The organism is Pseudomonas sp. 5P_5.1_Bac1 (assembly GCF_025466015.1).
Taxonomy (GTDB): domain Bacteria; phylum Pseudomonadota; class Gammaproteobacteria; order Pseudomonadales; family Pseudomonadaceae; genus Aquipseudomonas.
Map to the genome: position 1 here is coordinate 358,686 of NZ_JANLNX010000091.1, position 23,860 is coordinate 382,545.

At 64.5% G+C, this 23,860-nt stretch carries 15 protein-coding genes and 2 tRNA genes; 6 read left to right on the forward strand and 11 right to left on the reverse strand.

Features of this window, described 5'->3' with window-relative positions:
• Positions 1-3 precede the first annotated feature (3 nt).
• From NTD82_RS20005 to NTD82_RS20045, 9 genes are all read right to left on the reverse strand, one after another.
• On the reverse strand, positions 4-1,653 hold the full coding sequence (locus tag NTD82_RS20005; RefSeq protein ID WP_262129913.1) for a class I adenylate-forming enzyme family protein: 1,650 nt from the start codon (positions 1,651-1,653) through the stop codon (positions 4-6).
• Entirely contained in the window at positions 1,650-3,452 is a 1,803-nt protein-coding gene (locus NTD82_RS20010) for a CoA transferase (RefSeq protein ID WP_262129914.1), read from the reverse strand. The genes NTD82_RS20005 and NTD82_RS20010 overlap by 4 nt, the downstream gene beginning before the upstream one ends.
• A gap of 93 nt (positions 3,453-3,545) precedes the next feature.
• Positions 3,546-3,818 carry a MoaD/ThiS family protein gene (locus tag NTD82_RS20015; RefSeq protein WP_095155961.1) on the reverse strand — a complete coding sequence of 91 codons (273 nt, stop codon included), beginning with the start codon at positions 3,816-3,818 and terminating at the stop codon, positions 3,546-3,548.
• A gap of 51 nt (positions 3,819-3,869) precedes the next feature.
• The gene (locus NTD82_RS20020) at positions 3,870-4,280 is read right to left on the reverse strand and encodes a M67 family metallopeptidase (RefSeq protein ID WP_262129915.1); all 411 of its coding nucleotides are present in this window, start codon (positions 4,278-4,280) and stop codon (positions 3,870-3,872) included.
• Between the two features lie 10 nt (positions 4,281-4,290).
• On the reverse strand, positions 4,291-5,463 hold the full coding sequence (gene moeB, locus NTD82_RS20025; protein ID WP_262129916.1) for a molybdopterin-synthase adenylyltransferase MoeB: 1,173 nt from the start codon (positions 5,461-5,463) through the stop codon (positions 4,291-4,293).
• 171 nt (positions 5,464-5,634) lie between these two features.
• Positions 5,635-8,154, reverse strand: coding sequence for an aminotransferase class III-fold pyridoxal phosphate-dependent enzyme (locus NTD82_RS20030; protein ID WP_262129917.1), 2,520 nt, complete (start codon positions 8,152-8,154; stop codon positions 5,635-5,637).
• Complete coding sequence (locus NTD82_RS20035) at positions 8,154-10,526, reverse strand: decarboxylase (RefSeq protein WP_262129918.1); 2,373 nt, start codon at positions 10,524-10,526, stop codon at positions 8,154-8,156. Before NTD82_RS20035 ends, NTD82_RS20030 begins: the two co-directional genes overlap by 1 nt.
• On the reverse strand, positions 10,523-11,803 hold the full coding sequence (locus NTD82_RS20040) for an MFS transporter (RefSeq protein ID WP_262129919.1): 1,281 nt from the start codon (positions 11,801-11,803) through the stop codon (positions 10,523-10,525). The genes NTD82_RS20035 and NTD82_RS20040 overlap by 4 nt, the downstream gene beginning before the upstream one ends.
• Before the next feature lie 4 nt (positions 11,804-11,807).
• On the reverse strand, positions 11,808-12,869 hold the full coding sequence (locus NTD82_RS20045) for a class I SAM-dependent methyltransferase (RefSeq protein WP_262129920.1): 1,062 nt from the start codon (positions 12,867-12,869) through the stop codon (positions 11,808-11,810).
• A gap of 161 nt (positions 12,870-13,030) precedes the next feature.
• Here NTD82_RS20045 and NTD82_RS20050 point away from each other — a divergent pair, with 161 nt between their 5' ends.
• The 4 genes from NTD82_RS20050 (at position 13,031) to NTD82_RS20065 (ending at position 19,766) form a co-directional block, all read left to right on the forward strand.
• Positions 13,031-13,993: a helix-turn-helix transcriptional regulator gene (locus NTD82_RS20050; protein WP_256587743.1), complete on the forward strand. Its 963-nt coding sequence runs from the start codon at positions 13,031-13,033 to the stop codon at positions 13,991-13,993.
• Between the two features lie 169 nt (positions 13,994-14,162).
• On the forward strand, positions 14,163-17,288 hold the full coding sequence (locus tag NTD82_RS20055) for a TonB-dependent receptor domain-containing protein (protein ID WP_262129921.1): 3,126 nt from the start codon (positions 14,163-14,165) through the stop codon (positions 17,286-17,288).
• Positions 17,289-17,360: 72 nt separating this feature from the next.
• On the forward strand, positions 17,361-18,197 hold the full coding sequence (locus NTD82_RS20060) for a Slam-dependent surface lipoprotein (RefSeq protein WP_262129922.1): 837 nt from the start codon (positions 17,361-17,363) through the stop codon (positions 18,195-18,197).
• Positions 18,198-18,272: 75 nt separating this feature from the next.
• Positions 18,273-19,766, forward strand: a complete 1,494-nt coding sequence (locus NTD82_RS20065; RefSeq protein ID WP_095155970.1) for a porin family protein — start codon at positions 18,273-18,275, stop codon at positions 19,764-19,766.
• Between the two features lie 77 nt (positions 19,767-19,843).
• On the opposite strand, the gene NTD82_RS20070 is transcribed toward NTD82_RS20065, so the two are convergent.
• Both NTD82_RS20070 and NTD82_RS20075 read right to left on the reverse strand, forming a co-directional pair.
• A tRNA-Leu gene (locus tag NTD82_RS20070) sits at positions 19,844-19,930 on the reverse strand.
• An 83-nt stretch (positions 19,931-20,013) separates the two neighbouring features.
• Positions 20,014-20,100 (reverse strand) — tRNA-Leu (locus tag NTD82_RS20075).
• 270 nt (positions 20,101-20,370) lie between these two features.
• On the opposite strand from NTD82_RS20075, the gene rnr reads away from it, so the two are divergent.
• Both rnr and rlmB read left to right on the forward strand, forming a co-directional pair.
• Complete coding sequence (rnr, locus tag NTD82_RS20080) at positions 20,371-22,950, forward strand: ribonuclease R (RefSeq protein ID WP_095155971.1); 2,580 nt, start codon at positions 20,371-20,373, stop codon at positions 22,948-22,950.
• Entirely contained in the window at positions 22,947-23,693 is a 747-nt protein-coding gene (rlmB, locus tag NTD82_RS20085) for a 23S rRNA (guanosine(2251)-2'-O)-methyltransferase RlmB (RefSeq protein ID WP_095155972.1), read from the forward strand. The genes rnr and rlmB overlap by 4 nt, the downstream gene beginning before the upstream one ends.
• The last annotated feature ends 167 nt before the right edge of the window (positions 23,694-23,860 follow it).

Sequence of the window (23,860 nt, forward strand, 5' to 3'; positions counted from 1 at the left end):
GGCTCAGCCCACCTGCCGAACAGGTTCGCCGAGGCCGGCGGCATCCGCGGCGAGGGCGCGCTTGTCGATCTTGCCCGCCGGGGTAAGCGGCAGATACCGATAGAAGCGCAGGTATTCCGGCAACTTGTTGACCTCCAGACCCTGCTCGCGCAGGAAGCCGGTGATGTCCTCCAGGGCGAATTTCGCCGCCCCTTCGCGCAGGGTCACGCACAGGCACACGCGCTGGCCGAGGTCCGGGTCGGGCACCGGGACGCAGGCCACGGTGACCACATCCGGGTGGGCCATCACCAGGCCCTCGATCTGCACCGGGCTGATGTTGGCGCCGCCGCGGATGATGATGTCCTTCTTGCGGCCGGCCAGCACCAGGTAGCCCTGCTGGTCGATAAAGCCCAGGTCGCCGGTCTTCACCCAGCCTTCGGCGTCGCGGTAGCGTTCGTCCAGCTCGGGGGCGTTGACGTACTGCATCGGGCTCAGCGGCCCGCGCGCGGTGATTTCACCGACATCGCCGTGAGGCAGTTCCCGGCCCAGGTCATCAATGATGCGGATCTCGCACACCGCCGGGTTGGGTTTGCCGACGCTGCCCAGCACCACGTCGATCGGGTCGTCCAGGGTGTTGTGGCAGTTCACGCCGTCGGCCGAGCCGTACAGGCTGATGAAGCCGCAACCGAAGTGTTCGGTACAGCGCAGCACGGTGGCCTCGTCGATCAGCGAGCCGCCGCAGATCAGGCCGCGCAGGCTCGACTTGTCGATATCGGCCAGGGCCGGCTCGGCGGCGATGCGCTGGAGCATGGTGGGCACGCCGAGAATGAACGTCGGGCGCAATTGCTCGATGGCCTTGATCGCCTCGCCGACATCGAAACGCGGCAGCACCACCAGCGAACCGCCCAGCCAGCAGAGCACGCCGAAGGTGGCGGTGGAGCCGAACGACGAGCCCAGCGGCACGAGGTAAAGGCCACGGAATTCGGCGCCGTCGTCACTGATGCGTTGCAGGAAGCGGCCACGGCCACCGACCAGCGCATTGTGCGAATAGGCGACGAGCTTGGGTTCGGACTCGGTGCCGGACGACACCAGCAGGCGCACCGGTGAGTTGGGGCAGACGTTGGGCAGGCTGGCGCTGTCGATGGGGGCGGCGTCGAGCAGCGCGTCGAGGGTCGCCCAGCCGGCGCGGGGCTCGCCGTCGACGATCAGGATGCGCAGCGAGAGCAGGGTCGGGCGCAGCGATTCGATCACTTCACAGAGGTCGATGCCGGCATATTCCTGCGGCACGATCACCGCGCGGGCGTCGCAACGGCGCACCAGCGACTGGATGTCGAGCTTGCCGCGCCCCGGCGGGAACGGCGCCACGACGGCACCCAGCGCGGCCACGGCGAGGTCGACGGCGCAGCAGCGCCAGTGGTTGCTCAACTGATAGGCGACCACGTCGCCGGCGACGATACCCGCCTGACGCAGGCTGGCAGCCATGCGCAGGGCGGCGTCGAGCAGTTGCGCATAGCTGACGTTGCCGTCCGGCGACAGCACTGCGGCTTTGTCCGGCGATTGCGCGGCGCGTTGGCGAAACAGGCTGAACACATCCTGGTTGGGGTAGCTGCCGTCTTCGCTCCAGCGGCGGCGGGTGTGCAGGGGGACCAGGTCAACGATTCCGGCAGTATTCATAGGAAACTCCACGGTGATTGAACAGAGCGGTAGGCGCGTTGGGTAAGGCTCGGGGCCACGCGCGGGTCGGCGGCGAGCAGGGTGAGGTCTTCATGGGCGACGCTGGCGGGAACGCCGGCCAGCAGGCAGGCGTCCACCCAGTGTTCGCTGCCGTGCTCGGCCAGTTGCGTCTGCAGGCGGCGCGGGTCGGCGTCGCCGCCGAGTAAGCGGGCCAGGGCCTGATGCTGCTGACGGGTCTGGCAGTCGAGGGCGAGCAAGCCGTCGGCGGTGCTGAACAGCCCTTGCAGCAAGGTCGGTGAAGGCAGGCCGCATTGACTGTCGAGCAGCAGGTCGGCGGCGCCGAGCAGCGAGCTGTGCAACTGCGCGCCGTGGCCATGCAGCTCGCGGTCGAGCAGGGCGGCGCAGATGCCTTGGGCGCTGATCACGCCGCCGAGCACATCGAGCGCGGTAAACAGGGTGCCGCCACGGGTGCCCGACGCGGAGGCGATGCGGGCCGCCACGCCAGACCAGGCTTGCACGGTGAAATCGGTGCCGGGCGCATCGATCGCCGCCTCGCCCCAGCCGCCGGCGTAGGCGTGGATCAGTGACGGCTGGGTGGCGTGCAGGTCGGCGGCGTCCAGGCGCAGTTCGGCGGCTTTGCCGGGCGCCCAGTTGTGCAGGAACACGTCGGCGTCCTGGCACAGCGCGTGGATCTGCGCGCGGCCGGCGGCGGACTTGATGTCCACCTCGCGCACGTCTTTCAGGTGGTTGAGCGCATCGAAGCGCACCGAGCAGCCTTCGGCGCACGGCGGCATGTTGCGCAGTGGGTCACCGCCCGGCGGTTCGAGGCGGATCACGTCGGCGCCGAGCAACGACAGCAGGTGCCCGGCCAGCGGACCCTGGATGCGGCGGCAGGATTCGAGCACGCGAATGCCTTGCAGCGGCAGGCGCCCGGGGACCGCGCGCCGGGCGGGCATGCCGGCCTTGCCGCGCTGCAGTTGCCAGGGGCTGGCGGCGCTTGCCGCGTAGTCGCTGTCGGCGCGACGCTGAATCAGACCGCGCACCGGCACCAGCGCCACACCCGTTTCCAGGGCGATGGCCTGGATTCGCGCCAGCGGCAAGCCGGCCAGGGCATCCAGGCATTCGGACGGCATCGGCGCGACGGCGCGGGCGTAGCGCAACAGGAAGCGCTGCCAGGCCTTGCCGGCGATGGCGTCGCTTACTTCCAGGGCATTCCAGAAGCGCCGCCATGGCTGACTGTCGAGCGTTTCCAGTTCGAACAGCACGCCGTCAGCGGAGACGAATGGCGGCCGGGCCAAGGCGTCATCAGCGCCGGGCAGCAGCCGTTCGGCGTCTTCCGGTGCGGTGGCGCCGGCCAGGTATTGGCCGATGCTCAACAGGGCGCCGGCGGCCGGTTGCAGCGAGACGTTGGCGAAGTCGCCACCGCGCAACTGGCCGACCGCGGCGGCCAGGCTGCCTTGCCAGGCGAGCGCGGCATTGAGGGTGGCGAGGTAGTTCACGCCCAGGGCCTGGGGCCTGCCACTGGCGCGGCCGTGCACCGACATGAGGCCGCAGGCGGCCTGGATCGTGAATTCGGTAGACAACTCCAGCGGCAGTGCCGGCAAGCCGGCGAAGCGGGTCTGGAGCGGATGCAAGTCGGGGTGCAGCAAGTGCAGGGACGGGCCTTCGGGGTCGCTTTCGGCATGCTGCACACCGAGGCATTCACCCTGGCGCTGCAGGGCTGCGCTCAAGGTCTGCCAGGCGGGCAGGCAGGGGCCGCTGCGCCAGGTGAGTCTGGCGTCATCCAGGATACGGGGCATGGTGGGGCACCTTGGCGTGGGGCGATCGGTCGGAATGCCGGGATTTCGGTGCGGGCCTTTTCGCGGGTCAGTCCGCGAAAAGGCCGTCGCGGTTCAGCCGCCAGCGACGGCGGGCAGTACGGTCAGCTTGTCGCCCGGCGCAATGGCGGTGGCCAGGCCTTCGGCAAAACGGATGTCATCGTCGTTGACGTAGATATTGACGAAGCGGTGCACCTCGTCCGCGTGCACCAGGCGCGCCTTGATTCCGGGGTAGCGGCTGTCGAGGTTATCGATGATGTGGCGAACCGTTTCGCCCTGGGCCTCGACTTTTTTCTGCCCGTCGGTGAGGGGACGCAGCAGGGTTGGAACCATGACTGAAACCGACATGTGATTCTCCTTTGATGGGGTGTCCTGGCCGCCGGTCAATGGCGGCCCTGTTCATTCCTGAATGGACAGTTGCTCTTCGAATACCCGGCCTTCGACGATCCGGAAGCTGCGGATCCGGTGCCTGGCGCCGGGCCAGGTGGACAGGATCAAGTAGTGCAGCGCGGGGTCCTGGGCGTGGGCGATGTCCTCGCGGCTGGGCCAGGCTTCGCTGGCGGTGTGCGAGTGATAGAGCACCCGGCATTCCTCGTCGCGCTCGTCCAGCTCGCTCCACACCCGCAATTGCTCGCGGGGGTCGAAGCTGAACCAGACCTCCGACGCGGCGTGGTTACGCATCGGGATCACCCGCGCCGCGACCGTTGCCTCGCAGGGCGCGGCGATCAGGCCGCAGGCCTCGATCGGGTGCTCCCTGGCCGCCTGGCGCTGGATCTGCTCGAGCGCCGCACGGGTGATGCGCAATGGCATGCCTTGCACCTCAGTAGGTCGGCAGCGCCGGCTCGACGTCACGAACCCAGGCCAGCACACCGCCTTCGAGGTTGCGCACCTTGTCCAGGCCCAGCTTGCGCAGGTCGCTGGAAACGGCCTGGGAACGCATGCCCGACTTGCAGGCGATGACCAGCTCGGTGTCATGGCCGAAGCGCGCGACGATCTGGCTGGCGACGTCGGCGGACTTGGGCATCAGCAGGGCGCCGTCGATGCGCACGATGTCCCACTCGGTCTGCTCGCGCACATCGATGATCACCGGGGCCGTGCCGCCATCCTTGAGCGACTTGAGCTGGAGCGCGCTGATCAGCGGCACGCCGCTGTCGTTCGCGGCCGCTGGCCGGTTGAGGCCGCAGAACGCCTGGTAGTCGGACAGCGCGGTGACCGGCTGGCGGTTGCGCAGGCGGCGGATCGGCAGTTCGCGGTAACTCATTTCCAGGGCGTCGTAGACCATCAGGCGGCCGAGCAGCGGGTCGCCGATGCCGGTCAGCAGCTTGATCGCTTCGGTGGACATGATCGAGGCGATGGCCGCGCACAACACACCGAGCACGCCGCCTTCGGAGCAGGACGGCGCCAGTTCCGGTGGTGGCGGCTCCGGGTAGAGGTCGCGGTAGTTGAGGCCGCGACCGTCCGGGGCGTTTTCCCAGAACACCGAGGCCTGGCCTTCGAAGCGGAAGATCGAGCCCCACACGTAGGGCTTGTCCGCGAGGATGCAGGCGTCGTTGACCAGGTAACGGGTGGCGAAGTTGTCGGTGCCGTCGAGGATCAGGTCATAGCGCGAGAACAGCTCGACCGCCATCTCCGGTTCCAGACGGTCGCTGTGAGTGATCACCTTGACCAGCGGGTTGAGGCGGGCGATGGCCTGGCGGGCACTTTCCACCTTGAGCTCGCCCACGCTGTCGACGGTATGGATCACCTGGCGTTGCAGGTTGGACTCATCGACCCGATCGAAATCGATCACGCCGAGGGTGCCGATGCCGGCGGCGGCGAGGTACAGCAGGGTCGGCGAGCCGAGGCCACCGGCGCCGATGACCAGCACCTTGGCGTTCTTCAGGCGGCGTTGTCCGATGACGCCCAGGTTGGGGATAAGCAGGTGACGGCTGTAGCGGTTCACTTCCTCGCGCGTAAGCTCGGCACCGGGTTCGACCAGCGGCGGTAAGGTCATATCGCTTTCTTCCATTCAGTAGATACGAACTGGAATTATTTTCAAATGTGACAGGAAAAGTTGCAATCGGGGTAGGCGGGGGATTCGTATGGCAAAGCGCGGAAAAGCTATGAGATCTGCTGGGGCCCTGTCGCTGTGGCTCGGCGCCCCGAACCACAGCGATGAACCTCCTCAGGATTCGAACGTGGCCAGGTCCTCACAAACCGCAGCAAACGCGCCAAGGAACCGGTCCGCCTCGTCGACACTCAGCACCAGCGGCGGCTGGATGCGCATCACCCGGTTGTTGTTGGCGGTGACGAAGGTGAGGATGCCGTGCTCCTCGGAAAGTTTGGTCATCAGGCGCAGCACGAACATGTCTTCGAGGCTCTGCTCCAGCTCTTCCATCGCCGCTTCCAGGTGCCGCCGCGCGGTGCCCGAGAGCATGCGGTAAGTGGCTGCCGCCTGACCCGGAATGCGCCCGGCCATTTCTCGCACCAGCGCCTCGATGCCGCCGGCCATGCTGTTCTGGAACTCGATGGCGAGCATCAGGCCACGACCCCGTACGGCCTTGATGAACGGGTAGCGCTCGGCGATGTGCAGCAAGCCCTGTTGCAGGTGCGCGCCGACCTCGGCGGCATTGGCCATCAGGCCGTCCTGTTCCAGCACGTCCAGTGCCGCCAGTGCCGCCGCCGCGGCGAAGTTGCCGCCGCCGAAGGTCGAGGTGTGCAGGGCGAAGGTGTCGATGTCGCCATAGGCGCGTTGCCAGACCGCCTCGCGGGAGAGGGTCGCGCCAATCGGCACGAGGCCGCCGGACAGTGATTTGGACAGCACCATGATGTCGGGCGCGACGCCGTCCCATTCACAGGCGAAGCGTTTGCCGGTGCGGCCCAGCCCGGTCTGGATCTCGTCGAGGATCCACAGGCAGTCGTACTCGTCGCACAGCGCCCGCACGCCGGCGAGATAACCGTCAGGCGGCAGGATCACACCGCCTTCGCCCTGGATCGGCTCGATGATCAGGGCCGCTACATCGCCTTTGGCCAGGCGCGTGCGCAGGGCGTCTAGGTCGCCGAAGGGCAGGCTGTCACAGCGCGGCAGCAGCGGCTCGAACGGCTTGCGGTGTTTGGCCCGGCCCGTCACCGAGAGCGCGCCGAGGGTCTTGCCGTGGTAGCCGTTGTCGCAGTACAGCACGGTGTGTTTGTCGCTGGCGGCGAGGGCCAGTTTGAGCGCCGCTTCCACCGCTTCGGTGCCGGAGTTGCTGAAGAACACCCGCGACAGGCCGCCCGGCGCCAGGTCGGCCAGACGCTTGGCCAGCAGGCTGGCGTGCAGGGGCGCGGAAAGGTACTGGATGAACGTCGGGAACTGTTGCTGCAAATAGCGTTGCAGTGCGGCGCTGATGGCCGGGTGGTTGTGGCCGGTGTTGAGGCAGCCGTAGCCCGCGACGAAGTCCAGGTAGCGGCGGCCATCCAGGTCGGTCAGCCAGCAGCCTTCGCCGTGGCTGAACACCCGCTCGATATGGTTGAACTGGTAGAACTCGCGCAGCACCGGGTTGATGTGCTCGCCGAAGTTGTTGAGCACCTCGCGGCGCAGGTTCATCGGGTCGTCCTTGGCGTCGCTGGCGCGCACCGGACGCTGGCCGTGGTGATGGCGGCGCAGGCGGCCGAAATCATCGTCTGCGAGGGCTTCTCCGTCGCTGGCCATGGGCGAGGGTGTGAAGCCGTGGCGGGCGGCGATGGCGCCGATTTCCAGCACCTTGTCCGCCGGCAATTCGCGGCCGATGGAGAACGCTTCGGCGCGGCCTTCCAGCGCCAGGATCATGGTTTCGGCCAGGCAACCGTTCATGCTGCGCTTGGGTTCCAGGCCCATGGTGCGCATGCCCAGGTGCACCGCCGGGCTGGCCGAAACCAGGCCGCCGTCCACCAGCAGGATGTCGCGGCGGGTGTGCGCGACGTCCATCACGTCCTTGGGCAGCGCGGCGTCGATCACCACCGAGCCGGGCAGCAACCGACGCGGGTCGATCAGGCCGCCGCTGGAGGTGGCGGCGACGAAGAAGCGCACGCTGGCGTAGCAGTCTTCGATGCTGTCGTGCAGGCTGACCTGCGCGTGGTACTGCGCCGGCAGGTATTCGAGCTGCGCCTCGGCCTGGCGTTGGTTGCCGCGGTGCACCAGACGCAGCCGGCAGCCATGACCGGCGAGCAGACGCGCCACCGCCAGGGCGATCGAGCCGGGGTAGCCGAGCACCGCCACCTCGGCGTTTTCCGGCGCGACGCCGAGCAGGGTGAGGCTGTCCAGCAGGTTGATGTAGGCGGCGTAGGCGGTCAGCGAATTGCCGGTGGTCACGGCCACGTCGGCCTGTTCCATGGTCGCCAGGCCGCGGTTGCCGACGATCGCGGTGAAGCCGCCCAGGCCGACCAACTCGGCGCCTTCGGCCTTGAGTGAATTGACCCCTTGCAGCACGCGTTCGGCGATGGCCCGGGGCTGGCGCAGCATCTGCTCGGCGGTCAGCGGCATGAACTGCAGGATGCCGGAACACTCGGCGCCGCACGCGCTGACGATGCGGCCGAAATCGACGAAGGGCACCAGGTTGCGCTGGCGCCAGCGGGCGCTGTCGTAACCCCAGGCCTGTTCTTCCAGCGTGCGGTCGAGCAGGTCGACCAGCTTGACCTGATGCAGCAGGCCGGTGGAGGTGGGGTGGGCAATGAATCCGAATTTCATCAGTGGCTCTCTGCGTTGAGGCGGCTCCAGGCCGTTTCGGAGACGAGGCTCAAGCCGTCGCCCTCCGAGTTGTGGCCCAGCCAGACGTCGAAGAAGTTGAGGCGACCAGGCGCGGTGATGGCCTGGCGCAGGGTGTCGGGGCAGAACGCGAGCAGGCGCGCGCGGCAGATGCTGATCGGGCCGAAGGGCTGTTCGTCCCAGACCGGCCCGCCGTTCAGCGGCACGTTGACCTGCGCCGCGCCGTGGCAGGCGTAGCGCTTGTCGAGGTAGGTCTGGATCATCGACAGCACGCCGTTGGAGAGGTACAGCACGGTGACGTTGCGCTGCGCGGCGTCGGCGGTGCTGGCCAGGCACATGGCCAGGCGCTGTTCGATGTCCGGCACCAACGCGCGGGCACCGTCGCCGATGAACGCCAGCACATGCCGGCGGTTGTTCAGGGCGATGTAGGGCAGCGACATCAGTGCGTCGCCCATCAGCGCGCGGCCATACCAGCCGGAGAACCCGGCGTCGGTGCGCGGCAGGTTGCGCATGGCCGAGATGCTGCAACGGCCGACGTCGTAGACGCCGGTGTAGCGGTAGCCGTCGCGCTGGATCATTTCGCCCAGCAGCAGGCCGAGCCGATGGAAGAAGAAGTTCGGCGTCATCGGCAGGGTTTCGACCTGGTCGCTCGGCAGCGCCTCGCGGGTGCGCTGCAACCGCTGCAAGCGCTCGCGGCGCGCCTGCAATAAGGGCGGCGGCACATTCAGGCGCGGCTCAAGATAGTCCAGCACCGTGGCCAGCGGCAGCTCCAGCGCCACTTCGGTGAAGGGCGAAATGTGTTCGCGGCGGCGGTTGATCTGGACGATGTGGAACAGGCGCTTGAGCCGGCCTTCGGAGTAGGGCGTGGCCGACTGGTCGATCTTGCTCTTGAGAAAGAACAGCCAGGGTTTGCCTTCGTCGGCGTCCGGCTGTTCGAGGAAGGCGTGGATGCGCCGGCTGAAGCCGTACATCGACAACGGGCCGAGGTAGTTGAGCACTGGTTCCTGGTCTTGATAGGCGCTCACGCTGCCCGGCGCGATGATGCTGTCGGCCAGTGCCACGCCGCTGCGCTTGGCCAGGGCCATGACGCGGTCGCGTTCCTGTTCGCTGAGCCGGCCGCATTGCCAGAGGATGCGCGACGGCTCGTGGTTGAGCACGTCCAGCACGCTGTCGAGGGCGGCGCGCTGGGTGTCGTCGAGTTCGCTGGCCGGGGCGGGTTGCGGCGGTGCCGGCTCTTCCGGGCCGGTTTCGACCCGCGACTCCAGCACCGCCTGGGTGGCGAACAGGAAGGTGGGCGCTGGCGCGGCGTCGAGCGCGGCGAAGGCGGACTCGACGCTGGCGCGGGATTCATCGGGGCGACGGATGAACCGCTGCCACAGGCCGCGGGCGGCAATCACCTGGTGGCCGTCGTTGTCGCGATCGAGGCTGCCCTGAAAGGCGAACCACACCGACTCGGGCGAGTCGGCGCAGATTACCAGTCCTGGTGCACCGGCGCGTTTGAGGTTGGCCAGGGTGCCGCGCAGTTCGTCGAGCATGCCCGAGGTCATGACGATCACGTAGGCGCGGCGGTACAGCTGCCAGCCGGCCAGCGCACTGACCGCCAGGGCGTGCTCGTTGCTGGCGGTGTGGAAACCGCGACCGCTGCCACGCAACAACGCGCCCATGGAATCGAGGAAACCCGCGACCATGGAGCCGGTGAAGAAGTGGCAGTCCCAGTGGTCGCCCCAGCGTGCGTCCATGCGCTGCTGGATGTCCCGCGCCAGCGCCACCGGCTCGCTGGACTGCAGCGTGGTGCGGGCCAGCAGGCGGTTGAAGTAGGCGTGTTCCAGATGATCGACGAACAGCCGCAGCAGGTCGGCGCGGCGCAAGGTTTGCGTCGGATGCGGCACCCGCACCAGGCGGTTGCCGCCGAGGCGCGGCAGCCAGTGTTGCAGGTGTTCTTCGTCACACAGCAGCAGCGCCGAGCTGGGAGAACGCTTGGCTTCGGGCTGGGCGTCGAGCAGTTCCACCAGCGGGTCGCTGTCGGGTTGAGCGGGCAGGTGACGGGTGTCGAACAGCACGTAGTCGCTTTCGCTGCTGGCGGTGGCCAGTGCCAGGCTGGCGTCGGCGGCGCTGTCGAACACCCGCAGGTCGAGATACAGGCCATGCCCCTGGGCGTGTTCGCGCACATAGGCTTCGGCTTGCCCGGCCACCTGCCGGTACAGGCACTGCGAATCGCTGTCAGGCCAGTGCTGGCTGTACAGCGACGTTTCATGGCCCAACCAGTGGTTGAGCCGGTCAAGCACTGCTTGCACATCCTCCTGCAGCGCGCGATTGCGGCTGATCAGGCAGATGCCGACGGTACGCGGCTTCATGCTTTGCCCTCGGTAACGATGGGGATCACGCCGGCAGTGGCGTGGCGTTCATTGACCAGCAATGCTTCGGCACTGCCGGCGATGCTGTGGCGTACCCGCCACGCCAGCAGCAGCGCCAGCAGCAGACCGGTGCTGAGGCAGGCGAGCATGCCGGCGTGGCCGAGGCGGTCCAGCAGCAGTCCGGCAGCCACGGGGGCGGCCAGGCGAGTGATGACGAACAGGCTCGATTGCAGGCCGTAGTCGCTGGCGGTGCGTTGGCGCCGGCTGAAAAACAGCGTCAGGCCGAACATCAAGGCCGACACCGCGCCCATGCTCGCCGCCAGGCACAACGCGCTGGCGATCAGCCAGGCCGGGCCCAGCCGCAGCCACACGGTGACGGTCAGCAGCACTAGGGCGAGCAAGGCGGCGAGCAGGTACAGCAAGATCGCCCGCGCCGTGCCGAGCACGCTGAGCAGGCGGCCGCCGAGCAGGCTGAACACAGCGCCGGTGGCACCGCCGGCGATGCCCACGACCCAGGCCACTTCCTGCATTGGCATGCCTTGGTCGAGCAGCAACGGTTTCAGGTACAGCCAGGCGGCGCCGATGAACGGGAAGGCGGTCAGCAGCAGCCAGGTCCACTGGCGTGCCGCCGGCTGGCTGAAGAAACTCATCCAGTCGGCGACAAAGCCGGACGGCGCCGCCGACGCGGGTTCCACCGGTTGCGGCCGTCGACGCAGAACCAGCAGCGGCACCACGCCAATCACCAGTGCCACGCCCATGATCAGGAACGGCGCCTGCCAGCCCAGCCGGGCCTGAATCAACAGCATGGCGCCGCCACCGACGATCGCCCCGAGGAACAGCGCCGCCGAGCGAATGCTGCCGGCGCGCAACTGCTCGCTGCGCGGCAGCCACTGCACCGCGAGAGCGTTGAGCGGGATGTCCATCCAGGTGGCGATGATGCTGATGGCGAAGGTCATGACGAACAGCGGCATGCGCTGCTCGATCAGGTTCTGTCGGCCGATCAGCCAGTACAGCACCAGCAGCGCCGCGCCGAGCAGCAACATCCAGTGGACCAGATGGCCCTTGCCCAGACGCACCCGTTGCACTGGCACGGCCAGCAGGAACTTGAACACCGCCGGCAACCCGGCGAGCTGGAACAGGCCGATTTCGGTGCCGCTCCAGCCGTACTGGCGCATGACCAGCGGCATGCCGAACATCAGGTAGATGCTGGGTACGGCCAGCGCCAGGTTGAGCCAGCCGAACAGCAATTGCAGGCCGGCGATTCGCGTGCGGTCCATCGAGTTACCCCTGGGGTTTGCGAGCGATGACGGCGTTGACCGGGGTGACCGGGAAACGCAGTTCGTTGAGTTGTTGCACGGCCCTGAAGCCGATGCCTTCGAGCGTGCGCGCCAGTTCACCTTCGGCGAGCACGTGGCGCCCTTGCAGGCGCATGTGCAGGTAATAAGGCAGCACCTGCGCGGCGGCCTGGCGTTCGTCCGGCACTTCGGCCTGGCAGCACAGCAGCACGCCACCGGGACGCAATGCGGCGAAGAGGCGGTGCAGCGTGGCGGGCAGGTCGTTCACGAAATGCAGCACCGACGAACACCAGATGAGGTCGTAGCCGCTGCCGAAGTCGTCGTCGTTGAGGTCGCCGCCGATGGCTTTCAGGCGCTGGGCGAGGCCGGCGGCGGCGATGTTTTCGCGGGCCACTTCGGCGGCCAGCGGGTATTCGAAAACCACGCCTTCGACGGCGGGCAGGCGCTCGGCCAGGGCAATCGCCACCAGGCCGGGGCCGCCGCCAAGGTCCAGCAAGCGTTCCAGTCGGTGGACTTCGGGCAGGCTTTCGACCAGCGCGCAGGCCACGTCGCGGGTGACGGCGCGCTGCTCCTGGGCGATCTGCAGGCGGGCGGCGTCGGCCCAGCCCTTGGCGATCGCCGCGGAAGCCATTGGCGCGCGCGGCACGCCGTTGCGCAGGTAGTCGCCGAGCTGGGCGCCGGTCTGGCGCATGACCCGGTGGCGAAACAGCAGGGCATCGCCGCAATAGGCGCTGGCCTCGGCGCGCAGGTACAGGTCGGCCAGCGGCAGGTTGTGGTAACGCGGTGGTTGCTGGCGGTCACGTTCGAGCAGGCCCAGGCTCCACAGCAGTTCGAGAAAGTAGCCGGTACTGGCGGCGTCCAGCTCGAGGGTGTCGGCCAGCGCGGACGCGCTGACCGGCGCGCCCAGATGGTCGAACAGCGCGCATTCGAGCGCCACCTGCAGGGCGTCGGCGCCGAGTCCGGCGAGTTGCAGGTCCCAGCACGACTGCAGGGGATGGGCGCTGTTCAGATCTTGGTGAGGCTGATCGAGGTTGGCACGTTGAGGCACGGTAACTCCCTGTACTTGGCCGCCTTGTTCATAACGAAACAAGCCGTGGCCGAATCACTGAAAAAGGTGATATATATTAAATGAGAATCATTAATGTTAAGTATGCGAGCCGGAGCCGTTCCTATGCGAAGCGCCGCTCGCATGGCCGCAGGGATGTCGTCATGAGCACAATGAAAGGGAGTTGCCGTCTCGGCCTGGATCACCCCAGGCACCGTTCGGTGCAAGCGGACGGACGCTTGCGCATGCAACTGTCCGAGGACCTCGGCCAGTGCTATTCGGAGCTATTGCAGCTCGAGCAAGGCTTGTCGCTGGGGCGTTTGCACTACCACCCCGTGCGCACCCTGATCGAAGAAACCTGCGGCCCGCATGACGGTCATGTGATGGTCGTGACCATCGGCCTGCAGGGGAAATCCGGTTTTCTCGGTCAGGACGGCAGCAACCTGGCCTTCGACGCCGGCCACACGACCATCACCGCGTTCCGCGCCACGCCTGGCGAGCGCCGCTATCAAGCCCACGAGACCGCCTCGCAACTGCGTGTGGTGATCGATCAGCCGACCCTCTGCAAGTACGTCGGCGAGGAACGCGCCGCGCAGGTGCTGGGCAGCGGCCGCTTGAACCGGCTCGACTACCGCGCCAGCTCCAAGGCTGCACAGGCCCATGCCGCGGCGTTGGTGCGCTACCTGCAACCCGGTGTGCTCAACCCGTCCAACCGGCTGGACTTGCACATCCATACCCTCAGCCTGCTGTCGGAGCAGTTCAACCTGCTGGCGCCGCAGGACAGCACCGCGTCGCCGCTGGGCACCAGTGACATCGAGCGCATCGAGCGGGCCCGTAACCTTCTCTGCGAGCAGCTACACACGCCCCTGACGGTGGAGTATCTCGCCACCGCTGTCGGCATGAACGAACACAAGCTCAAGGAAGGCTTCCGCTACCTCTTCGACACCACGCCCGCGCGCATGCTGCTCGACTTGCGCATGCGCAAGGCCATGACCTTGCTTGAGTCCGGCCAGCAGGTCGCCCAGGCGGCGTGGCAGGTGGGATACAAATACCCGAACAATTTCACCGTGGCGTTTACCCGCTATTTCGGGCGCGCGCCCAAGTCGATTTTCGGCAAGAAACGCTGAGTCTCCTTCCGGGAGCGGACTTCTCCGCTCCCTGCCTGCCCGCATAGAAATTTCTGTTTCCCGCATATGAATCTAAACGAGATTCATTCGCTTTTGTCGGTAGTATCACCTCGCCGCCGCAGAGTGGCCATGTATCTGCCATCTACCACCGACAACGACAGGTTTCGCCATGCTCTCGCCCGTACCCACGCCTTCGTCCCTGCCACTCAAGCCTCTGGTCTGGTCGATCACCCTGGCGCTCTCCGGCGCCGCTGCATTTGCTGAAGAACAGGCGTCGACGCCGAATATGGGCCCGCTGGAAATAGAACTGCCCGCCGGTTATGAGGAAGCGATGAGCAAGCCGGGGACATCGCAGCGCGGATTGCAGGTGCTGGAAGCGCAGGAAGTGAAGGGCGAGTGGGAAGACCGCGATGAGAAGGGGCAAAGCGACGTTTACCGCAAGGATGTTTCCAACGTCTATGTCGGCAAGGAGGAGCTGGAGCGCTACAAGGGCACTTCAGTGTCTGACGTGTTCAGCGGCCTGAACGGCGTCTACAGCGGCGATGCGCGCAACAGCGGGGCGCTGGACCCGAACATCCGCGGCATCCAGGGCGAAGGACGGATTCCGGTGACGGTTGACGGCACCGAGCAGGCGATGTCGGTGTGGCAGGGCTCGGGCGGCATTTCCAACCGCAACTACGTCGACCCCAACATGATCGGCAGCATTTCGGTGGAGAAGGGCCCGTCCGTCACCGACGGGGTCAAGACCGGCATCGGCGGCTCGGTCCAGATCAAGACGCTGGATGTCGACGATATCGTCAAGGCCGGGCAGCCCTGGGGTATCGAGATCAAGACCGAGACGGCGACCAACTCGGTGTCGCCGGACGAGTCGGGGATCAATCAGTTCGGCAAGGATTATCGTGACGTACCGGGTGCCACCGCAGGCTACGACGGAACCGTAGGCTTCGCGCTGCCCAATGGTGGCCGCATGACGCCGCGCAAGGGCTCGGGCGGCACCGATTTCGACTTCGAAGACAATGCTTTTCGTATCGCCGCCGGTACCCGTCAGGAAGATTTCGACCTGTTGGCGGCGTACAGCTACCGCCGCAAGGGCAACTACTACAGCGGCAAAGGCGGCAGCCAGCGCTACGAGACGGAAGACTGGCTGGACAAGGCCAAGGCGGAGAGCCAGCAGAGTGTGCCGGGAGCCGGGACGTCCTATGTGGCTCAACTGTTCCAGCCGGGCTATGAAGTCACCAACACATCGAGTGACGTGCGTACCACGTTGCTCAAGGGCACCTGGTACCTGCCTGACCAGCAGAGCCTGAAGTTGTCCTACATGCACACCGATATGGAGTTTGGTGAGAGTTCGCCCTACGTGATCAGCCTCACCACGTACACCGGGCTCGATGGCAACCAGAATGTCGGAATCCAGTATCCCTACGCGAAGGTCAAGCAGGACACCTGGTCGCTGAACTACGAATGGAATCCCGAAGACAGCGCCCTGATCAATCTCAAGGCCGGTCTCTGGATGACCAGCAACGACAGCGATCGTTACCAGACAGGCGAGTCCATCTATGGCGTCGGCGCGACGGGCCAGGATATCGACCGAAACTGGAACAACTATGTGTTGTGCCAATACCGTAATGACCCCACGGCCTGTGCTCAGGCGCCCACCCAGCCGGTCCGGCTGGACAACAGCGATGGCCGCTTCACCCTCATTCCCAAGTCGCTTCAGGTTTCCAACCATGAGCGTTGGGGCGTGAACCTGAGCAACCGGATGGAACTGAGCGACACCCTCAACCTCACGCTTTCCAGCGACTTCAGCCATGAAAAGCTGGACGAGCGCTACGGCGCCGCCAACGCGACAGTCAATGAGATCGTCTGGGCCACCCAGCATTTCGGGCCGCGCAGTGGCAACCGGCAGCAGTACAACTTCAGCTTCAACAACGAATGGACGGTCATGCCCTGGCTGGTTATCAACGCGGGAGCCAGGTACAGCGACTACAACTCGTTTGATGAAGGCTTGGCCAAGCACCGTGAGAACCGCGACAGCGACTGGGCTGCGGGTTCAACCACAACGGGCACCCGCTTCGGTTATCGACGCCTGATGAGCGATGAGGAAGCCACGGCACTCGAGCAGAGTGTGCGAGCAGAGTACGAGTCCTGGGGCTTCACACCAGAAGAAATCGAGCAGGAAATGCTGACGGCCATGGATAACTACCAGGTCAATGGCGTGTATTACACCGCCAGGAACAGTGAGAGTTTTGTCGCCGCGTACGACGGTTTCAAGATCGATCGTTCCACCAACCAGTTCCTCAACGGCACCATCGACCTGAACGAGACGGTGGCTAACGCCCAAGGCACCACGGGCACCGTCAATCGCTATATCCAGCCGGAACAGATTTCGACCGTTACCGTACCGCCCACGGAGGGAGAGTTGTGGGCCAAACCTGACAAGCGCCGTGATCACGCCTGGACGCCGATGCTGGGGGCAACCTTCCTGCTGACTGAAAATGCCCGGGTATATGTGCGCTACAGCGAACTGGTGCGGTTCCCCACGTTGTACGAAGACACTCAGGCCGGTACGACGTTTGGTCGTAGTTCCACCGGCAGCATGAATCCCGAGCATGCGTATAACTGGGAAGTTGGTTATGTCCACGACCTGCGCAGTTTCGTCCCGGACTGGCGTCATGCCGATTTCCGTATCAATTACTACGAGAATGAAATTCACGACTATATCGACCGCGACCAGATGTACAACATCGTGCAGTTCGATAAAAAAACTTACTCGGGTATTGAGTTGCAAACCCGTACTGATACGGGGCGTTATTTCACTAACTTCTCCGTCAGCTACCGGTTGGAGCAGAAACTATGTGACAAGGACTATGCCGCCACGCTCGATCCTATCTACAACAACGCAATCGACAGTTGCGTCACCGGCGGTTTTCCTTCCACCTTTGCCCGCACCAGCCTGCAACCCAAATACTCCATCAACCTCGACAGCGGTATGCGCCTGCTCGATGAGAAGCTCGAAGTGGGCGGGCGGATGGTCTACCACAGCAGCGCCGAAAACGAAGAAGAAGCCAAGTGGATCGCCAGCGGCGTGACGGGCGCTGAAGCATTCGGGCGACCTTATCGCTGGCACCCAATCTGGGTATTCGATGCCTATGCAAGTTATCAGGTAACCGAGAACCTGGATGTCGATGTCGGCGTCAACAACATCACCAACCGTTATTACATCGATCCCTTGGCCAGGGCCATGTTGCCGGCACCCGGCCGCACGATGAAGTTGGCACTAACCGCGCGATTCTGAATAAGAGCATCCCTGAATTTTTTGCTGTTTTTTATTAAAAACAGTGGCCTTTCAATTATCCAAGGAGGTTTCATGAAAAAGCTGTTTGTACTTTCCGCATTGTCTCTGATGGCATCCACCAGCTTCGCGGCAACCGTCGCGGGTGGCTCGTCGAGTAGCTATGTAGTGCCCACGGCATCCAACATGATGGCTGTCGGCACCGCCGGGATTGCAATGCCTACCACGGTAGGTGGCACTGCGGATCTCACCAAGGTCGTCAGCTTTGCGGCGGGTCCGATTGCCCAGACCAACGCGCTGATTGCAACACCAGGTACTGCTTCGGCAATCATTACCCAGATTCATCCGGTTACCGGTCTGCCTTACAACGTCTCGGAGACCTGGAAAAACACCGTTGCGTACAACACCAGCGTCTACGCCTATCGCCAGATCGACAACCCGCTGCCGAACTTCCCGCAGTTCGGCGGCGAAGTCATCGCCAAGGTTTCCGGCGCCGAGGTGTACTTCGGTGAATGGGCGCCACGCAAGTCTGGCACCCAGCCGCTGAACAGCACCGACCTGAACCTCACCGATGCCAACCGCACCGTCTGGTATGTCGGCGAAAACCCGACCACCAGCATGCCAACCCTGGTCAACGCCAAGTACAACGTGGTCGGCGTCAACCAGTACAACCCGGGGACCGGCGCTGGCGTGACCTCGGGTGTGCTGACCGCCAACTATGGTTCCGGCAGCGGCACCCTGACCGGCACCGTTGGCTCGATCAACTTCGGCGGCACCACCATCGCGTCGAATGGCTCGTTCTCGCGTACTTCCCAGATCCAGGGTCAGTTCTACGGCGCCAATGCCGAGGCCCTGGCGGGGATCTACACCAGCGGCACCACCAAAGTCGCCTTCGGCGGCGCCAAGCAGTAACACCCGCGTGTCATTGGAGGAGGGAGCTTCGGCTCCCCCTTCCGACCTCTTTCTTTCTGTCCCGGAACGATCACCATGCTGCCGTCCATGCGGGGGCGCGTTGCCCTGCTGTGTTTCTCTGCCCTGTGTTCCACCGCGCTGCTGGCCGATGACGACGACACCCGTCTGCTGTTGAACAAGATCGACCGCACCGCCGAGGCGCGCGAGCGGGCCAATCTTGGCGCGCCGGATCCGGCCGAGAACGATGCTTCGCTGATCACCATCGAGGGGCAGACCTACAACGTACAGAACACCCTCGAAGACTTGGGGCCGGCCATCTACGTCTCCATCAACCTGCAGCAGTGGGGCAAGGTGCGCCAGTTTGTCGAGCGCTACCGCCAACTGCCCGGTCATGAGCCGGCACTGATTGAAATGGCCGAGGGGCTGATCGCCCGCAGCGACCGCCAGTACAAGCAGGCCATCGCACATCTGCGCAGGGCCGATGAGCTGCAGCCAGGTTTCGTCCGTGCTCGCCTGGAATTGGCGCGCACGCTGTTCGAAGACAATCAGACCCGTGAAGCTGAAGCGCTGTTTCGCGAGGTCGCCGCGTCCGATGTGCCCGAGCAGGTCCTGAGCGTGCTGGGCGAGTACCACAAGGGCATCGACCTGCGCCGCGAATGGCATGGATCGGCGTCGCTGGGCTTCGGCTACAACAGCAACATCAACCAGGGTAACGGCATGACCACCAGCACCCAGGTCTGCACGATCTTCTTCGAATGCTTCGACTACAGCCGGCAGATGCCCAAGCCAATCACGTCATCCAGCCTGGTCTATGACATGGCCGCCGAGCGGCGTTTCCAGATTGCCGGCAATCACCATCTGCTGGTGCGCGGCCTCAGCTATGGCAATACCTACGACAAGCATGGCGATGACGGCGAAACAAAGACCTGGTACGACGACAACACCTCGGTGCTGTACGCCGGCTACAGCTTCCAGAGTGCGCTGAACGATGTGTCGCTCACGCCACTGTTCGAGAATTACTACAACGACCATCACACCAAGTACCAGGCCAGCGGCGTGCGCGGGGAGTGGAAGCACAACCTGACCAACCGGCTGCAGGTCGGCCTGCAGGCCCAGCACAAGCACTTCCGCTTCCAGGGCGAACAGCGCGAGTACTTCGATGATTACGACGAACGTCAGGTCGGCACCTCGCTGTCGTACATGCTCGATCCGCGCACCCTGGTATTCGGCGGCGTCACCTACACCCGGCGCAGCCAGGACGCCGATACCGCCAGCAATCGCGAGTACATGGGCAGCCTGGGCGCGTATCACAGCTTCGACCTGGGGGTTAACTTGAGCGTGGTCGGCTTGTACCGCACCACCCGCTATGATGCGCCGGACGTTTTCCTCGGCGGCCTGCGCAAGGACCGCCAGCAGATCTACATCGCCAACCTGAGCATGCCGCGTTTCGCGTTCGCCGGGGTGGTGCCGAATCTCTACATGAAACGCACGGTCACCGACAGCAGCATCGACTGGGCCTATGCCTACCGGCAGACGGAGGTGGCATTGAAATTCGAGAAGACGTTCTAGGAGGGAAGGGGCCTCGGCGAGATCCGAGGTCAAATCGCAGGCATAAAAAAACCCGCTTTCGCGGGTTTCTTTGAATATGGTGCCCAGAAGAAGACTCGAACTTCCACGACCGTAAGGTCACCAGCACCTGAAGCTGGCGTGTCTACCAATTTCACCATCTGGGCAAATTTGAAGCAGTTGTAACAAAAACAGTCTAGCGTATTGCTTAATCTCAGACACGTTATGAAGCTATCTGAAACTTGAAATATGGTGCCCAGAAGAAGACTCGAACTTCCACGACCGTAAGGTCACCAGCACCTGAAGCTGGCGTGTCTACCAATTTCACCATCTGGGCATTTCGTTGATTTCGCTTCGATGCTTCACATCGTGCGGCTTCTCAACTATAACGACGGTCTCCGTCGCTGTGGTGCGCACTATACGGATGGCTCCAAGGGCTGTAAAGCCCCGGTTTGAAAAAAATCTTAAAAGATTCAAGCCGTTGGTCTTCCACAGCGAACAGCGCATTCTGGGGCCGGTCCCAACGGGGCTGTCCAAGGTTGAAATTTCCGGTTTCAATACGGCTATGCCAAACTAACCCTTATATAGACAAGGTGAACCCCTCCTAATGGCCGATTGGCAGTCCCTCGATCCCGAGGCCGCTCGTGAAGCGGAAAAATACGAAAACCCCATCCCTAGCCGTGAGCTGATCCTCCAGCACCTCGCCGAACGAGGCTCGCCCGCTGCGCGCGAGCAGCTGGTCGAGGAACTCGGCTTGCATACCGAGGAACAGATCGAGGCCCTGCGCCGTCGTCTTCGGGCGATGGAGCGTGACGGCCAGCTGATCTATACCCGGCGCGGCACCTATGCCCCGGTGGACAAGCTCGACCTGATCCTCGGCCGTATTTCCGGTCACCGCGACGGTTTCGGTTTCCTGATTCCCGATGACGGCTCCGAAGACCTGTTCCTCAGCCCCGCGCAGATGCGCCTGGTGTTCGACGGTGACCGCGCCCTGGCCCGTGTCTCTGGTGTCGACCGCCGTGGCCGCCGCGAAGGCGTGGTTGTCGAGGTCATTTCCCGCGCCCACGAGAGCATCGTTGGCCGCTACTTCGAAGAAGGCGGCATCGGCTTCGTTACCCCTGACAACCCGAAGGTCCAGCAGGAAGTGCTGGTCACCCCGGGTCGCAGCGGTGGCGCGCGTGTCGGTCAGTTCGTCGAGGTGAAGATCACCCACTGGCCAACCCCGCGCTTCCAGCCTCAGGGCGACGTTGTCGAAGTCATCGGCAACTATATGGCTCCCGGCATGGAAATCGACGTTGCCCTGCGCAGCTACGATATCCCGCACGTCTGGCCTGAAGCGGTCGTTAAAGAAGCGCGCAAGCTCAAGCCTGAAGTCGAAGAGAAGGACAAGGAAAAGCGCATCGATCTGCGCCACCTGCCGTTCGTCACCATCGATGGTGAAGACGCCCGCGACTTCGATGACGCCGTTTATTGCGAAAGCCTCGGCAAACTGCGGCTGTTCTCCGGTGGCTGGCGCCTGTACGTCGCTATCGCCGACGTGTCCAGCTACGTCCGCCTCGGTTCGGCGCTGGATGCCGAAGCCCAGGTGCGTGGCAACTCGGTGTACTTCCCCGAGCGCGTTGTGCCAATGCTCCCCGAAGAGCTTTCCAACGGCCTCTGCTCGCTGAACCCGCACGTCGATCGCCTGGCCATGGTCTGTGAAATGACCATCAACAAATCCGGGCAGATGGTCGATTACCAGTTCTACGAAGCGGTCATCCACTCCCATGCCCGCCTGACCTACAACAAGGTCAGCAGCATGCTGGAACACGCCCGCACCCGCGAAGGCCGTGCCCTGCGCGAGGAATACAGTGGCGTGGTGCCGCACCTGAAACAGCTTTATGCGCTGTACAAGGTGCTGCTGGACGCCCGTCATGCCCGCGGCGCGATCGACTTCGAAACCCAGGAAACCCGGATCATCTTCGGCTCCGAGCGCAAGATCGCGGAAATCCGTCCGACCGTGCGCAACGACGCCCACAAGCTGATCGAGGAATGCATGCTGGCGGCCAACGTCGCCACCGCCGAGTTCCTCAAGAAGCACGAGATTCCGGCCCTGTACCGCGTCCACGACGGTCCGCCGCCGGAGCGCCTGGAAAAACTGCGCGCCTTCCTTGGTGAGCTGGGCCTTTCCCTGCACAAGGGCAAGGACGGTCCGTCGCCGAAGGACTACCAGGCACTGCTGGCCAGCATCGCCGGTCGCCCGGACTTCCACCTGATCCAGACCGTCATGCTGCGTTCGCTGAGCCAGGCGGTGTACAGCGCCGACAACAACGGCCACTTCGGTCTGAATTACGAGGCGTACACCCACTTTACCTCGCCGATTCGCCGCTACCCCGACCTGCTGACCCACCGGGCCATCCGCAGCGTGATCCGTTCCCGCCAGGACACCCCGCACGTCAAGCGCGCCGGTGCGATGAGCATTCCCAAGGCGCGGATCTACCCGTACGACGAAAACACCCTCGAGCAACTGGGCGAACAGTGCTCGATGAGCGAGCGGCGTGCCGACGAGGCGACCCGTGATGTGGTCAACTGGCTCAAGTGCGAGTACATGAAAGACCGCGTGGGTGAGTCGTTCCCGGGCGTGATCACCGCGGTGACCGGTTTCGGCCTGTTCGTCGAGCTGACCGACATCTATGTCGAAGGCATGGTGCATGTCAGCGCGCTGCCAGGCGACTACTACCACTTCGATCCGGTCCACCACCGTCTCACCGGCGAGCGCACCGGGCGTACCTTCCGTCTCGGCGACACCGTCGAAGTGCGGGTGATGCGCGTCGATCTGGAGCAACGCAAGATCGACTTCGAAATGGCCGAGAACACCCTGAATGCGCCGATCGGCCGCAAACAGCGTCAGACCGCGCCCGAACCTGCTGGCAAGGCTCCAGCCGCTGCCAAAGAGCAGCCGGCACCTCGCGCCAAGAAAGCCAAGAACGAAACCGCCGAAGCCTATTTCCCTTCCCATGCCGCGGCGAAAAACGCCGAAGTGCGCAAGAGCCGGGAAATGAAGAAGGCCCTGCTGGCCGATGCCAAGCAGGCGCACGCCAGCGGCAAGCCGGCGGGCAAATCCGGCAAGACCGAGAAACCGACCAAACACCGCAAGGGACCGCCCAAAGCTGGTTCCACGTCGCGTAAACCCAAAGGCAAGTCATGAGTCAGTTGGAAAAGATCTACGGCGTCCATGCCGTGGAAGCGCTGTTGCGGCACCACCCCAAGCGGGTCAAGCAGATCTGGCTGTCCGAGGGTCGTAGCGAGCCTCGGGTCCAGGCGCTGCTGGCGCTGGCCGCCGACAACCGCGTTGCGGTCGGCCAGGCCGAACGCCGCGAGCTGGATGCCTGGGTCGAAGGTGTTCACCAGGGCGTGGTCGCTGAAGTCAGCCCGAGTCAGGTCTGGGGTGAGGCGATGCTCGAAGAACTGCTGGAGCGTACCGAGACGGTTCCGCTGCTGCTGGTTCTCGACGGCGTCACCGATCCGCACAACCTCGGCGCCTGCCTGCGTACTGCTGATGCTGCCGGCGCGCTGGCGGTCATCGTGCCGAAGGACAAATCGGCGACGCTTACCGCGGCCGTGCGTAAAGTTGCCTGCGGCGCTGCTGAAGTGATGCCTCTGGTGGCCGTGACCAACCTGGCGCGAACCCTGGAGAAACTCCAGCAACGTGGCCTCTGGGTGGTCGGCACTGCGGGCGAAGCCGAGCAGGAGCTGTATCAGCAGGACATGACCGGGCCGACCGTGCTGGTGATGGGCGCGGAAGGCAAGGGCATGCGCCGCCTGACCCGCGAGCACTGCGATTTCCTGGTCAAGCTGCCGATGGCAGGCAGCGTCAGCAGCCTGAACGTATCGGTCGCCACTGGCGTCTGCCTGTTCGAGGCTGTTCGTCAGCGTAAAGCCGGCAAATAATTCGCGATCCCTCTTGTAGGAGCGAGCTTGCTCGCGATGGCCTCCTAAGTCGGCCTATCGCGAGCAAGCTCGCTCTTACAGTTGTATTTGAGGTTGCCGGCTATCGGCACTGCTCAATATTTCACCAATCACCTTGCTTGTCCCTCGGCGCTTCTCTACAATTGCGC

Excerpts from the sequence above, each read along its gene's own strand:
- NTD82_RS20005 (WP_262129913.1), bottom strand. The coding sequence starts at position 1,653 with ATGAATACTGCCGGAATCGTTGACCTGGTCCCCCTGCACACCCGCCGC.
- NTD82_RS20010 (WP_262129914.1), bottom strand. The coding sequence starts at position 3,452 with ATGCCCCGTATCCTGGATGACGCCAGACTCACCTGGCGCAGCGGCCCC.
- NTD82_RS20015 (WP_095155961.1), bottom strand. The coding sequence starts at position 3,818 with ATGTCGGTTTCAGTCATGGTTCCAACCCTGCTGCGTCCCCTCACCGAC.
- NTD82_RS20020 (WP_262129915.1), bottom strand. The coding sequence starts at position 4,280 with ATGCCATTGCGCATCACCCGTGCGGCGCTCGAGCAGATCCAGCGCCAG.
- moeB (WP_262129916.1), bottom strand. The coding sequence starts at position 5,463 with ATGACCTTACCGCCGCTGGTCGAACCCGGTGCCGAGCTTACGCGCGAG.
- NTD82_RS20030 (WP_262129917.1), bottom strand. The coding sequence starts at position 8,154 with ATGAAATTCGGATTCATTGCCCACCCCACCTCCACCGGCCTGCTGCAT.
- NTD82_RS20035 (WP_262129918.1), bottom strand. The coding sequence starts at position 10,526 with ATGAAGCCGCGTACCGTCGGCATCTGCCTGATCAGCCGCAATCGCGCG.
- NTD82_RS20040 (WP_262129919.1), bottom strand. The coding sequence starts at position 11,803 with ATGGACCGCACGCGAATCGCCGGCCTGCAATTGCTGTTCGGCTGGCTC.
- NTD82_RS20050 (WP_256587743.1), top strand. The coding sequence starts at position 13,031 with ATGAGCACAATGAAAGGGAGTTGCCGTCTCGGCCTGGATCACCCCAGG.
- NTD82_RS20055 (WP_262129921.1), top strand. The coding sequence starts at position 14,163 with ATGCTCTCGCCCGTACCCACGCCTTCGTCCCTGCCACTCAAGCCTCTG.
- NTD82_RS20060 (WP_262129922.1), top strand. The coding sequence starts at position 17,361 with ATGAAAAAGCTGTTTGTACTTTCCGCATTGTCTCTGATGGCATCCACC.
- NTD82_RS20065 (WP_095155970.1), top strand. The coding sequence starts at position 18,273 with ATGCTGCCGTCCATGCGGGGGCGCGTTGCCCTGCTGTGTTTCTCTGCC.
- rnr (WP_095155971.1), top strand. The coding sequence starts at position 20,371 with ATGGCCGATTGGCAGTCCCTCGATCCCGAGGCCGCTCGTGAAGCGGAA.
- rlmB (WP_095155972.1), top strand. The coding sequence starts at position 22,947 with ATGAGTCAGTTGGAAAAGATCTACGGCGTCCATGCCGTGGAAGCGCTG.